Annotated in this window: 7 protein-coding genes; 5 read left to right on the forward strand and 2 right to left on the reverse strand. The window is 64.2% G+C overall.

Annotated elements, in window-relative coordinates; translation table 11 throughout:
* Positions 1 to 10: 10 nt before the first annotated feature.
* A complete protein-coding gene (locus tag SMA01S_RS06420; RefSeq protein WP_066819511.1) occupies positions 11 to 2,404 on the reverse strand; it encodes a glycoside hydrolase family 31 protein in 2,394 nt (797 codons plus the stop codon).
* Positions 2,401 to 3,687, reverse strand: coding sequence for an MFS transporter (locus SMA01S_RS06425; RefSeq protein ID WP_066819512.1), 1,287 nt, complete (start codon positions 3,685 to 3,687; stop codon positions 2,401 to 2,403). The genes SMA01S_RS06420 and SMA01S_RS06425 overlap by 4 nt, the downstream gene beginning before the upstream one ends.
* A gap of 208 nt (positions 3,688 to 3,895) precedes the next feature.
* On the opposite strand from SMA01S_RS06425, the gene SMA01S_RS06430 reads away from it, so the two are divergent.
* From SMA01S_RS06430 to SMA01S_RS06450, 5 genes are all read left to right on the forward strand, one after another.
* Entirely contained in the window at positions 3,896 to 5,245 is a 1,350-nt protein-coding gene (locus SMA01S_RS06430; protein WP_066819513.1) for a sugar porter family MFS transporter, read from the forward strand.
* Between the two features lie 138 nt (positions 5,246 to 5,383).
* Complete coding sequence (locus SMA01S_RS06435; protein ID WP_066819514.1) at positions 5,384 to 6,613, forward strand: ROK family transcriptional regulator; 1,230 nt, start codon at positions 5,384 to 5,386, stop codon at positions 6,611 to 6,613.
* A gap of 203 nt (positions 6,614 to 6,816) precedes the next feature.
* Positions 6,817 to 9,192 carry a GH92 family glycosyl hydrolase gene (locus SMA01S_RS06440; protein WP_281179154.1) on the forward strand — a complete coding sequence of 792 codons (2,376 nt, stop codon included), beginning with the start codon at positions 6,817 to 6,819 and terminating at the stop codon, positions 9,190 to 9,192.
* A 133-nt stretch (positions 9,193 to 9,325) separates the two neighbouring features.
* Positions 9,326 to 11,275 (forward strand): glycoside hydrolase family 2 protein, encoded by a 1,950-nt coding sequence (locus SMA01S_RS06445; RefSeq protein ID WP_218016847.1) that lies wholly within the window; start codon positions 9,326 to 9,328, stop codon positions 11,273 to 11,275.
* A 220-nt stretch (positions 11,276 to 11,495) separates the two neighbouring features.
* Positions 11,496 to 14,513, forward strand: coding sequence for a TonB-dependent receptor (locus tag SMA01S_RS06450; RefSeq protein ID WP_157093835.1), 3,018 nt, complete (start codon positions 11,496 to 11,498; stop codon positions 14,511 to 14,513).
* The last annotated feature ends 9 nt before the right edge of the window (positions 14,514 to 14,522 follow it).

The raw sequence follows: 14,522 nt of genomic DNA on the forward strand, positions 1-14,522 counted from the left end.
TCGGGCAGCGCTAGATCGTCAGCGCGACGCCGCGGCGGCCGTCATGGTCGACGGCGCTGCCCACGCCACCATTCACCACTAGCGAGCGAGCTTCGTTCGGCGGCAGCAACAGGGTGATGCTGGTGTCGCCCCAGCTACCCGGTCCGTCCCGGCGCACATCGACAACGATCCGCGTCGGCTCCGCCCGGCCGGTGAGGTGCCAGGTATCGAGCGGTCCGTCGCCGTCGCCCGTATCCTCGACCGCCGACCAGCTGAAAGCGCCTTCGCGTGGCGGGAACAGCCACACGCCGCGGCGATAGGGCTCGGGCCGCCATCCACCTTGAGCGAGATCGACCAGCATCGCCGATCCGGCGCGTGCGAGCAGCGGCGGAAGCCCATCGAGCGGCGCGTCGAGGGTGACGGATGTCCCGCCGGCGATCCGCTGCCCGCTCCATACATCGAGCCATTCCACACCAACGGGCGGCCGCACGGTTCGCGTCTCCGCGCCTTGTTCCATCACCGGCGCGACCAGCAGGTTGGGCCCGAGCAGATGCTCGTCATTCTCCTCCCAGGCGACAGTGTCCTGGGGGAAGTCCAGCCAGGTCGGCCGGACCATCGGTGCATAGTCCGCATGATAAGCGTGCAGCAGGTCGTAGAAGAAGGGGATCAGCGTCTGGCGGAGCGCCATCAGCCGGCGGATCGCGGGCAGCGCTTCGGGGTACATCCACGGCTCGTTGACGGTGCGGTCGTCGTTCCAGCTGTGGATGCTGAAACGCGGCATCAGCACGCCTGCTTGTACCCAGCGGATCAGCAGTTCGGGCGACGGCGCGGGTCCGGCGAAGCCGCCGACATCGTGGCCGCTATTGGACACGCCCGACAGCGCCAGCCCGATCGACTGGCGCGCATTATAGCGTAGCGACTTCCATTCGGTCAGGTTGTCGCCGCTCCACGTCTGGGCATAACGCTGCAGCCCGGCCATGCCCGATCGCGTCACGGCATAAGGGCGGCGATCGGGCAGCGCTTCGGCCTGGGCGCGGCGCGATGCGCGCGTCATCAGCAAGGGTTGGACCGGGCGCATTTCGGCGGCCGCGCGGGGCTGCCCGAAGCCGGCGAACCGCGCACGCGCGTCCCAGATCTCATATTCGTTATTGTCGTTCCAGGTTGCCACCATCCCCTTGTCCAGCAGCGCCGTCCTGACCTGGTCGCGCCACCATTGGGCGGCGCGCGGATTGGTGAAGTCGATCTGGCTGCCGACTTCGTCCCAGAATTGCACCTCGACCGGGGTGCCGTCCTCATATTCGACGAACAGCCCGTCCGCGGCGACGTCGTCGTAGCGAGGATGGCTGCGCAACAAGGCCGGCTTGATATTGGGCACCAGCTCGAGGCCCGCTCGCGCGTAGCTCGTCACGAAACCGGCCGGGTCGGGAAATTTGTCGGTGTTCCAGTTGAACACGTAGCGTTTGTCGCCGATCGACGTGTAGCCCGACGACAAATGGAACGAGGTGCAGCCGATATCGTGCTCGGCGAGCTTGTCGAGGAAACCCGCCATCTGCGCCGCGGCGTCGGGCGCGTCGGTATAGCTCATCGTCGACCCTGAATAGCCGAGCGACCAGCGTGGCATCAGCGCGGGCCGGCCGGTCAGCCAGGTGAAGCGGCGGGTGACCGCCAGCGGATCGGGGCCGGCGATCATCCACAGGTCGACATCCCCGGCCTCCGCCACCATATGACGGTACCAACCGTGATAATTGTCCATCTCGCGCCCGAAGTCGAAATGCACATCTGCGGTCGTGTCGTAAAAGGCGCCGTGGCAGCGGCCGTCGGCGTCGGCGACCAGGACGTAAGGGATCGATTTGTAGAGCGGATCGCTGGTCTCGGCGTCATAGCCCATCGCGTCGAGATTGGTCAGGCGGAAGCGCCGCCCGGCGCGGTCATTGTCGCCGCCTTTGTCGCCAAGGCCGTAGAAGCGCTCGCCCGGCCGGCGGGCGACATAGTGATGCGCGCGGCCGTCCCACCAGCCGAAATCATAGGCCTGGGTCGGACGGTCGGCCGCCATCAGCCGCCACGCATCGCCGTCGCGCTGTTCCCAGGTGCAATAGAGGCCATGCAGCCGGATGCTGACGCGCAGCCGGGCGGTCTCGACGATGATCCGGTCGTCACCTTGCTCCAGCCGGAAATCGGGACAGGCGAAGCCCGTCACATCCAGCCGATCGCGCCCGGGCTCGGCGATGTCGGCGGCGCCCGGCGCGATCGCCCAGCTCGGCGGGCTCGTCACCGTGCCATCGGCGAGCAGCAACAGCCGAATGATATCGTCCTCGAGCACGAACAAATGCGCGACCGCGCCGGTATCGGCGGCGAGCGTCAGCCGGCCGGGCCCGCGTTCGGTCAGCGCGAACAATGGAGGGTCGGACAACACAGCGCGTCTCATGAACGGGTTTCCATTTGCGGGAGGGACAAGCGGCGGACAAAGGCGATCAACACGGCGGCCCCGATGAGGTCGAATATGCCGAGCGCCGCGAACAACGGCGCGTAACCGACGCGATCGGCATATTGCCCGATCAGGAACGTGAACAGCAGCCCGCCGACCCAGCCTGCCTGCCCGACAAAGCCATTGGCGGTGCCGACTTCCTCCGGCGTGAAGACGTCCGCGGACAGCGTGTTGATCAGCACCGAGATCATCTGATGCGCGAACCCGCCGATGCAGAACAAGGCGATGGCGACATAGGGGCTGACAGCGAGCCCGATGCATCCGGGCGCAATCATCAATACCGCGCCGAGGCTGATCCCGAGCACGCGCGAGGGTATCAGGTTGACGTGGAAGCGCTTCATGAAGAACGGCGAAAGATAGCCGCCGAGCACGCCGCCGAGATCCGCCGCCAGGAACGGCAGCCACGCAAAGGCTGCGATATGCGCCAAATCCATGTGGCGCTCGGTCGCGAGATAGAGCGGAATCCAGAAGCTGAAGGTTTGCCAGGCCGGTTCGGCAAGGAAGCGCGGTACGGCGATCACCCAGAAGCGCGCGGAAGACAGGATCTCGCGCGCGCTGGCCTTTCGGGCAGGGATTTTGGGGCGATCCTCTGCGATCATCGCCTGCTCGCGCGGCGTGATCGCGGGATGCTCGGTCGGCGATCGGTAAAAGGCATACCATGCCGCCGCCCACACCAGCCCAACCGCGCCGGTCACGATGAAGGCCAGCCGCCAATTGCCCCATAAGGCGACCGCAACGACGAGCGGGGGCGCGATCAATGCCCCAAGCGAGGTTCCGGCGTTGAACCATCCCGTCGCGATCGAGCGCTCGCGGGCCGGAAACCATTCGGCGATCGCTTTCATGCCGGACGGGATTGCCGCCGCCTCGGCTAGGCCCAGCAATCCTCGAAAGAAGGCAAGGCTGATCCAACCGCCGGCCAGCGCGTGGAGCATGTTGGCGGCGGACCACGCGATCCCGAAAAATGCGAACCCGGCGCGCAGCCCGAACCGATCGACGATATAGCCCGCGATCGGCTGCATCACGGTATAAGCGAGCTGAAACGCCATGACGACGTAGCTGTATTGCGCGGTTGAGATCGACATCGACGTCTTGAGCTCGGGGGCGAGCACGCCAAGCGAATTGCGCGCGAGGTAATTGGCGATCGTGCCGGCGCAGATCAGCGCGACGATCCACCAGCGCAAATGCGGTATCCGCTTCACGATCCTCTCCCCAGCCCGCGGCATTGTCCGCTGGCAAGCGGCGTAGCGCCTCTGGTGGTATTTGTCGAGATTGGTCAGGCCAGTTCGCGGGCCAGATCAATAAGTGGCCGGCCAGGCGTTCGAGCGCCATGCCCTTGGCGCGCAAACCGACGCTCCGCTTGACCGGCTCGATTAATACTTCAAATAGATTAATGTATCGAGCGGACGGCTCGGCGCGGTTGGAGACAGCTTGATGGGCACGCCGAAGGAACGCGTCAACTGGAACGCAGTCGGCACCGCCAGCCTGGGCGGATTGCTGTTCGGCTTCGATACGGCGGTCATCTCGGGTGTCACCGAGGCGCTGCGGGGCGTGTTCGGGCTGAGCGCGATCGGGCTTGGGACGGCGGTATCGGCGGCGTTGGTCGGGACGCTGGTCGGCGCGCTCGGGGCAGGCAAGCCGGGCGACCGATACGGTAGCCGGGCGGTGCTGATCTGGATCGCGATCGCCTATATCGTCTCGGCTTTCGGCTCGGCGATGAGCTGGAATCTCGCGGCGTTCGTCGCCTTCCGCTTCCTCGGCGGTCTGGCGATCGGCGGCTCGTCGGTGCTCGCGCCCGTCTATATCGCCGAGGTGAGTCCGGCGGCGCGGCGCGGATTCCTGGTCGCGCTGTTCCAGCTGAATGTCGTGATCGGCATCTTGGTCGCCTATGTCAGCAACTTCGTGATTGGCCGGCTGGTGACCACCGATCTGGCCTGGCAAATGAAGCTTGGCATCGCGGCCCTCCCGGCCATCCTGTTCCTGATCATGTTGCTGCGCATCCCGCCGTCGCCACGCTGGCTGGCGCAGCGCGGGCGCGACGAGGAAGCGCTGGCGGCGATTGCCCAGCTCGGGATGGGCGACCCGCAGACGATCATTGCCGAATTCCGCAGGGATCAGGTCGAGGCGCCAGATGCCCGGCTCAGTTGGGCCGCGTATCGCAAGCCGATCTTGCTCGCGATCGGCGTCGCGGCGTTCAATCAGCTCTCCGGGATCAACGCGATCCTCTATTATCTTGGCGATATCTTCGCCGCCGCCGGGTTCGACCGGCTATCCGCCGACCTGCAATCGGTCGCGATCGGCGTCGCCAATCTGCTGGCGACCTTTGTCGGGATGACGGTGATCGATCGCGCGGGGCGCAAGCTATTGCTGCTGATCGGCGCGGCGGGCACCGGGATTGCCTTGGCCGCAGTGGCGACGATCTATTCGACCGGGCAGGGGCAGGTATTGCTGCTCCCCGCGTTGATCGGCTTCATCCTGTTCTTCGCTATTTCGCAGGGCGCGGTGATCTGGGTTTATCTGTCGGAGATTTTCCCGACCGCGGTACGTGCGCGCGGCCAGGCACTGGGCAGCGCGACGCATTGGGGAATGAATGCGTTGATCGCGTTCGGCTTCCCGGTGGTCGCGCGATATACCCAGGCGGCACCGTTCTGGTTCTTTGCCGCGGCGATGGCGGCGCAATTCCTCGTTGTCTGGCGCTTCTTCCCCGAGACGCGCGGAGTGGCTCTGGAGGCGATGGAGGATGCCATCAACCGACCCGAAAGGCGGCGTAATGGCCAGAATTGAAACCATTATGGGGATATTCCGCGTTGGCGTTCTCGACCGCGGCCAGCTAATTCGTATGACTATGCTCATGATCGTCTGTCACCGCGTGATTCAAGAAGGAGTGGGGATCGCCCGCGCTCGGGTAATAAGGATGCACGGATGACCCAGCCGACAACCCGCCTCAGGCTCTCCGGCACCAATCTGGAACGCGCCGCCGACCACAACCAGCGCGTCACTCTCCATGCGATCCGCATCAACGGCTTGCTGACCCGAGTGGAACTCGCCGCAATTACCGGGCTGACCGCGCCGGCCATTGCCAACATTACCAAGCGCCTGCTTGCGGATGGCTTGATCGAGGAGGCGGGCCAGCGTCGCGGTGGACGTGGCCAGCCGCCGACCAAGCTCGTCATCAATCGCGATGCCTGCCACTCGATCGGCGTCAATATCGATCGCGACCATATCACCATCGTGCTGGTCAATTTCGCCGGCGAGACCTTGGCCCGCGTGTCGGAGGAAGTGAATTTCGCGCTGCCCGATCATGTCCGCTCGCTCTATCGGCGGTCGATCAAGGAGATGATGCGATCGGCGGGGGTCAAGGAGTCGAGTCTGGTCGGCCTGGGCGTGGCTGTCCCTGACGATCTCGGTCTGGTCGATCTGCCGGGGCGTCCCGCTGCTTATGCCAAATGGGACAAGATCGACATGAGCGATCTGTTCGACAAACCCTTCTCGTTGCCCGTGTTCGTCGAGAACGATGCCGCGGCCGCCGCGATGGGCGAAATGCAGCTGGGCCTTGGGCAGAAGCACGGCACCTTCTTTTATATCCTGATCTCGTCGGGCCTGGGCGGCGGCCTCGTCATCGATGGTGCCTATTTCCGCGGCGTCGATGGCCGCAGCGGAGAGCTGGGCTTCATGCACGCGCCCGGCACCGGCCCGCGCGATCAGATCCAGAACCTCGTATCGCTGTCGGGCCTGGCCGGGCAGCTCGAGCGTGACGGGTTGAGCCTCGCCGACGTGATGGGCGTGGCTCACCTGTCGCCGGCAGCCGAGAAGTGCGTCGATGAATGGATCGGCCAGGCAGCCGAGCAGCTCTATGTCCCGCTCGAAGCGGTGAATTGTCTGATCAACCCCGGCGTCGTGCTGGTCGGGGGGCGGCTGCCGAGCGCGATCGTCGAGCGTCTGGCGGCGCGCGCGCACGACCTGCTGCGCGAGCAGGCGACGAACGTGCCGGTGATCGCTCCGGTGGCGCGCGCTGCCTTGTCGGACGACGCGCCGGCGGTCGGGGCGGCGATCCTGCCGTTCAGCCATTTCCTGCTGCCTAAGCCCGGCGCATTGTGGAAAGTGCCGGCAACCAGCAACGTCAACGGCCGAGCGATTCAGCCGGCGCGCTGAGCCCTATCGACGCGAAACAGCGTCGATCCATCCCGACTTCTCGGACCGACAACGTCAGTCACAGGCAAGTTTTTTTGGCCGCGCTAATTCAATTGACAAAATGTTTAATTTAATCGACGGTGCCGCTCGACGCCATTGGAAACAGGACCAATGGGGTGGTCGCCAAGGGGGCAGCAATAGCTCCGAGAATCAGGGGAGGTACCGTGGGTATCCGCCAAACGCTTGCATGGCCGGATGGGCGGCGTCGTAGCGCCCGCCTGTTGCTATTAACTCTGAGCATATCGATCGCATTGTCTGCGGCGGCGGTCGTCAGCGCGCAGACGGCTCCCGCCGAAGCCCCGGTTGACGAGGCCAATCCGCTGGTGGGCACGGCACCGCTCGATAGACCCGATTTGATCGGCAATGCGCCGCCGCCGGGAGAGCCGGTTTATTCGGGCCAGACCTCGCCGGGTGCTCGCCTGCCGCACAGTTCGGTCGAGGCGGCGCCGATCAATAACAATATCGCGCTGACCTATCCGAACGGCGTCGAGGTCCCCTATTATTACACCAATCCGACGATGATCGGATTTTCCGGTGGCGGGGGCTCTTCCTATGGCGGCCGCGCGGAGCCGATCATCATGCCGGTGGTCGGCGACTGGTCGGTGCCTCCGGCCTATTCGCAATCCTATTACGACAAGTCGCGCGAGATCGCGTCGCCGGGCTATTATTCGGTCTATCTCGACACGTTCCGGACGACGGCCGAACTGACCGCCACGCAATGGGCGAGCCTGATGCGGTTCACCTTCCCGCAAAGCGATCGGTCGAACGTGCTGATCAACTTTCCGGAGCATGGCGGCGACGTCGAAATCGTCGGCAACCAGATGGTGCGGGGCGTGTCGAAGGATAGTGGCGGCGCGGACGGCGCCTATTTCGTCGCCATATTCTCGAAGCCGTTCGCCAGCCTGGGGACGTTCAGCAAGGCGCCCGGCGACGCCAGGGGCTGGGGGATCGGCGACAAAAGGGTCGAGCCCGACCAGCGCAAGATTTCCGGCAGTTTTGCCGGCAGCTACGTCACCTTTCGCACCAAGGCCGGCGAGACGGTGCTGATGAAGATCGCGCACGGCACCAGCTATGCCCAGGCCGAACAGCGTCTGCGCGACGAATTGCCCGGTTGGAATTTCGATGGCGTTCGCACCGCGGCGCGCGGTGCCTGGTCGAAGCTGCTCGATCGCGTCCAAGTGACCGGCGGGACGCCCAAGCAGCGGATGCTGTTCTATTCGACCTTGTTCCAGTCGTTCGCCAGCCCGCGCCTGGTTGCCGCCAAGGGAGAGAAGTTCACCGACACCAACGGCAAGGTGCAAACCGCGACGCACGATCGCTACAGTCCGGTGCCGTTCTGGGATACCGGCCGCAACCAGATCGTCCTGCTCGAATTGATGGAGCCGGAGACGATGCGCAATGTCATGCAGTCCGAGCTCGACATGGCGCGCGAGCAGGGCTTCATGAACACGTCGTTCCACGGCGACAATGCAGTGTTCATGTATTTGGGAGCGTGGGAGCGCGGCATCCCGTTCGACTATCCGGCGGTCTACGAATATCTCCGCAAGAACGCGACCGATCCCGCCGGTCCGCGCCACTATCTCGCCGAATATGACAAGAACGGCTGGATCGCGGACATAGTCCCCGACGGCAATCCGAGCCCGCCTTATGCCGGCGGCAAAGCGGGTGCGGCGACGACGCTCGAATATGCCTGGGACGATTTCGCGATGGCGCAATTCGCCAGGCGGCTCGGGAAGATGGACGATTACGCCCTGTTCCTGAAGCGCGCGCACAATTACGCTAACGTGTTCGACAAGTCGGTCGGTTTCGTTCGCGGGCGGACCGCGGACGGCAAGTGGATCGCGCCGTTCGATCCCGGCGAGCCCTATTACAATTTCATGATGAAGGAAGCGTCGGGCTGGTCGACCTTGTGGCTGGTGCCGCATGACGTCAGCGGGCTGGCCAGGTTGCTCGGCGGGCGCCAGGCGTTCACCGCCAAGCTCGATCGGTTCTTTTCGACGCCCTATAATCCCAAGGGGATTTGCCGCGACTGTACCGGGCTGATCGGCCAATATGTCCAGGGCAACCAACCCGACCAGCAGGCCGCTTATTATTACGATTGGGGCGGCCAGCCGTGGAAGACGCAGGCGCTGACCCGCCGGATCCTCGCCGAAATGTATGGCAGCGACGCCTCCGGCTATGGCTATCCCGGAATGGACGATCAGGGCGCGACATCGTCCTGGTACGTGCTGAGCGCGATGGGATTCTATCCGGTCGATCCGTCGAGCCAGAATTACATCATCGGCAGTCCGATCTTCGACGACGTCAAGCTGCAGATGGGCAACGGCAAGACCCTGGAGGTCGAGGCCCGGAACAACTCCGCCGCGAACATCTACATCCAGTCGGCAACGCTCAACGGTCGGCCCTGGACCAGGCCATGGTTCAGCCATGACGATATCAAGAACGGCGCCCGGCTGGTGCTGACCATGGGCCCAACGCCGAACAAGAATTGGGGCGCGGCGCCGGCCGACGCGCCGCCATCCATGTCGCCGATGCCCTGACCCGCCATCCCCTTTGCCTCCGTTCCCCTCCCCCCTCGACGGAGGCAAGAGCCCAGGGCTGCGCCAGCCCGCATGCCCTGGGCTCACCATTCTAGATCGCCGACCAATGGCCCAACGCTCGAGGAGAAACGCCATGCGCACGCTGATCGGAGCAATCGCCTCGATGGTCCTGGCGATGAGCGCGATCGACGCCGCGGCGCAGGCCGCGCCGACGGGCGATAGCGTCTATACCAGCGACCTGATGACCCGATGGGGCAGGGAGGTAACCCCCGATAACGCCTGGCGCAGCTATCCCCGGCCGCAACTGAAACGCGATCGCTGGCTCAATCTCAACGGCCTGTGGGACTATGCGATCGCCAAGGATACGGCGGCGCAGCCGATGCGGATGGATGGCCAGATCCTGGTGCCCTATCCGGTCGAATCGAAACTGTCCCGCGTCGCCCGCAAGGTCACGCCCGACGACCGCATCTGGTATCGCCGCAGCTTCACCGTGCCGCAGGATTGGGCCGGCGAGCACGTCATGCTCAATTTCGGCGCGGTCGACTTCGCCGCGACGATCTGGGTCAATGGCGCCGTCGTCGGGTCGCACAAGGGCGGCTTCGACACGTTCGGTTTCGACATCACCGACTATCTGAAGCCGGGCCGGAACGAGCTGGTGGTGCAAGTCGCGGATCCGACCAGCGCCGGCACGCAACCACGCGGCAAGCAGATCCTCGACCCCTCGGGCATCTGGTACACCGCGGTCAGCGGCATCTGGCAGACGGTGTGGCTCGAGCCGGTGCCTAAACTCCATATCGATGACGTGCGCGCGACGCCCGACATCGACCGCGGAGTCGTTGATATCGCCGTCGCCTTGAGCGGCTGGGCGAGCGACACCGATGCGGTAAAGCTGACCGCGAGCGCGGGCGGAAAGGTGATCGCCTCGACAATCATCCGTGCCAATCGCCGCGCGACGCTCGCCGTTCCCAATGCGCGCTTGTGGTCGCCGGACGATCCCTATCTCTACGACCTGAAGGCCGAACTCGTGACGGTCGCTGATCCCTATGCCGGGCAGGATGAGCGCGATCGCAAGGCCTATGACGCTCGCTTTACTCAGGGCGAGGATCGAACCTATGCCGCTGCGCGCATCGCCGGAGTACCGCGTGACACGGTCGACACCTATTTCGCGATGCGCAAGATCTCGATCGGCCCGGGACGGGTCGCGGGTCAGCCGGCGGTCCTGCTCAACAACAAGCCGCTCTTTCAGAACGGCACGCTCGACCAGGGCTGGTGGCCCGACGGTCTCTACACTGCGCCTTCCGAAGAGGCGATGAAGAGCGACCTGGTCTTCCTCAAGAAGGCCGGCTTCAACATGCTGCGCAAGCATATCAAGGTCGAACCGGCGCGCTATTATTACGACGCCGATCACCTAGGCATCCTGATTTGGCAGGATATGCCGTCCGGCGGCGGCGAGGACCAGTTCGTCACCGGCACCAGCAAAAGCCAGGCGGTGCTGTCGTCGGATGCGATGGCCGAGAACCAGAACGAACTCGCCGCGATGATCGGCGATCTGCGCGCCTTTCCTTCGATCGTGATGTGGGTGGTCAACAATGAGGGTTGGGGGCAGTACGATTCCGCGACCCTGGCCCGCTACGTCAAGGGCATGGATCCCAGCCGGCTGGTCAATGCCGATAGCGGCTGGCTCGACGTCGCGCCCGGCGCCTCGGACGTGTTCGACATCCACACCTATGAGGACGTGCCCAATACGCCGACGCGTCAATCGACTCGCGCGATCGTGATCGGCGAATATGGCGGCATCGGCATGCCGGTCACGGGCCATATCTGGCGGCCGGGCAAGAAGAATTGGGGCTATCAGGTGGCGACCGGCGAGGAGGATTATCTCGCCCGTTTCCGCCGCAAGATGGCCGGCGTCATCCGCGCGGCGCGCGAGGATGGACTGAGCGCCTCGGTCTACACTCAGACGACCGATGTCGAGGATGAGATCAACGGCCTGCTGACCTATGATCGCGCGCGCGCCAAGGCCTCCCCGGAAGCCTTGGCGGCGATCGCCGCGCCGCTCCGGACATTGTCGAGCGAGCGATAATATACTGAATCCATGAGATAAAAACGCGCATTTGCGGTCAAGGGCGAGCCGCGCCCGAGCGGAAGAAATCGCGCCGGACAATTTAATTGACAAATTGCTTTTTATATTCTGAATTGCGGCGCGACGGTTGGTGGACGGGCTTCGAGCCCCGCCGCAGCGCCGAACGAAAACAAGAAACGGAGGGCGATAACGCCCTCATTCATGGAGAGGGAAGATCCATATGAGCATTCGTCACATCGATCTCGGCCTGGGCACAGCGTGCACCCGGTCGCGGGCCAAGCTGATTCGCGACCTCATGCTGACCGCCAGCGCGGCAATCGGTTTCTCCGGCATGGCGCAGGCGCAGACCGCGCCAGCCACACCCCCTACGCCCGACGCTAGCGCGCAACCCGCCGACCCCCAGGCTGCCGACTCGGCCGGCGAAATCACCATCACCGGATATCGCCAGTCGATCGAAGCCAGCCTTCGCACCAAGCGCGAGGCGAACGCCTTTATCGACGTCATCACTGCCGAGGACGTCGGCAAGTTCCCCGATAAGAACGTCGCAGACGCGCTGCAGCGCGTGCCGGGCGTCATCATTTCGCGCGACGGCGGCGAGGGCTCGCGGGTCAGCATTCGCGGCTTGAATTCCGACCTGACGCTGACCGAGCTCAACGGCAATTTCATCGCCGGTACCGACAGTGGCGATCCGTCGCGGTCGTTCAACTATCTGCTGCTGCCGTCGAGCATGATCGGCAGCGTCGAGGTCTACAAGTCGCCCGAAGCGCGGCTCGACGAAGGCGGGGTCGGCGGCACCGTCATCCTGCGCACGCGCCGGCCGCTCGATCTCAAGCCATGGTCGGGCTTCGTCTCGGCCGAGGGTACGGACTCGGACGTCACCAAGAAGGTCGAGCCGCAGCTCACCGGTCAGATTTCGTGGCGCAACGACGCCGGCACGATCGGCCTGCTGGTCGGCGGTAGCTGGCAGAAGCGCACCAACCGCGAGATGGATGGGTCGACCGAGAGCTGGCAATGGTGGACCGATGGTGGCCGCAACGGCAAACCGGCGACCGACGTCAACGGCAACGTGCTCCCCAACCAGGACGCGATTACCTATTGGTCGGAGGACAAGGCCCCGACTACGCGGTCGGGCCAGCATTATAACGGCTATTGGGCGCCGCAGTCGGTTGACGAGCAGATCACCACCGACAGGCGCGAACGCATCGGCATCCAGGCGACGGTCGACGTGAAGCCGTTCGACAATCTACGCCTGACCTTCAATTATTTCCGCTTCCAGCTCAATCGCACGCAAGAGGACAACGTCCTGAAGATCCCCGAATGGGGCTATGGCAACTTCTTCACTGGGGCGAAGTTCGACAAGAGCGGCACGGTCATGGAATCGGCGACCTTTGAGGTACCGCCGGCCGGCCAGGGCTGCTCGGCCAACACCCCGATCTGTACGATGGAAACGCCGCAGCTTTCGGGCATCTACCAGCGCGAGAAGCAGATCTCGAACACCTACGACCTGCATGGCGACTGGAATCTCGGCCATCTCGCCGTGTCGTTCGCGGTCGGCAAGACCAAGTCGACCGGCGGCCCATACCAGCAAATGAAAGTCGCGGTGAAGCCCCGCCTGACCGGTGCCGTCACCCAGAACGGCAACTTTCTGAGCACCTGGGACTTCAGTAGCGGCGACCTGGGCATGACCTTCTCGCCCGATGTGCAGAAGAACCTCTTGGCCGGCATCGCCCAGGTCGATACCGGGTCGACCGGATCGGGCTACACCAACAGCAGCATCGAGCAGCGCTATGCCCAGATCGACGTGACGCGCAGCTTCGATGATTCCTTCATCAGTTCGATCCAGGTCGGCGGCAAGTGGCGGGACGGCCGCGTCCAGCGCTCAAGGGGCGAGCTGGACTGGTACGCCGATCCGGCCACGTTGCTGCGCTTCCAGGACACGCCGCAGGGCGCGGTGGCGCAGCCGTCCTTCTTCTACAGCAATCCGATCACCAATATCCCCGGCGGGTTCACGGCGTCGTCCTACCCGGCGATCAACATGGTCAACTACCTGAACTACCTCAACACGACCTATGGGCCGGCCGTGAAGGTGCCGCAGCCGCAGAATCTCTACAGGATCGGGGAGAAGATTTGGGCCGGCTATGCCCAGCTGAACTTCAAGTCGGGACCGATCCGCGGCAATATCGGCGTGCGCGTGGTGAACACGAAACAGTCGGGCACGTCGACCGATACGCTGTATTTCGAGAAGGATTATTGCGTCGACGGCCCCGGCGGCCCGTTCGATCCCAACCGGCCGATCGGCCCGGACGGCAATTGCCAGGTCATTCCGCAGAGCCAGCGCGAAGTCCGCGTCTACAGCCCGAACAGCGAGTCGAAGAGCTACACGAACGTTCTGCCGAGCTTCAATATCTCGTGGGACGTCACGCCGAACCTGCTGGTTCGCGCCGCGGTCTCCAAGGTCGTTGCGCGTCCCGCCTATAATGACCTTGCCTCTGCGCGCTCGCTGACCTTCCGCTCGGACGCCTATACGTTCGACCGAGCGCAGTTCGGTGAGCGGGCGGGCTGGTCGGGCGACGGCGGCAACTTCAATCTCTCGCCATTCTCGGCCTGGGCCTACGACATCGGCGCGGAATGGTATTTCCACCCCGGTTCGGTGCTCGGGGTCGCCGCGTTCCGCAAGGACGTGAAGGACTTCGTCGTGCCGGTGGTGCTCGACCTGAACCAGACGGTGCAGGGGCAGACCGTGCTGGTCCAGTCCTATTCTACGCAGGCGAACGGCTCGAGCGCCAAGTCGGAGGGCGTCGAAGTTTATGCGCAGCACACTTTGTCGTTCGGGCTCGGCGCGCAGGTGAATTTCACCTACAACCACACGTCGGTCGCCGACGTCTCGCTCGACGGCAAGAAGATCGGCACGTCGCCGCTGGTCGGCAGCGCCAAGACGCAGTGGAACGCCTCGATATTCTACGAAAAGGGCCCGGTGTTGCTGCGGGCATCGTACAACCGGCGCGGCGAACGGGTGGGCGATTTGGTATCGGGCCTCAACGTTTATGACGATCCGTATCAGCAGGTCGACCTCAATGCGTCGTTCGAGGTGTTCCATAATTTCACGATCACAGGTGCCGTAATCAACCTCACCAAGGAGACGGAGAGGTCGCATCTGGGTAACGACACCACGGCGCGGTATTATTCGTCGAAATATACCGGACGCCGGTTCTATCTCGGCGCTTCGTACAAGTTCTGATCGATCGTA

The sequence above is a fragment of the Sphingomonas mali NBRC 15500 genome (genome assembly GCF_001598415.1).
Classification (GTDB): Bacteria; Pseudomonadota; Alphaproteobacteria; order Sphingomonadales; family Sphingomonadaceae; genus Sphingomonas; species Sphingomonas mali.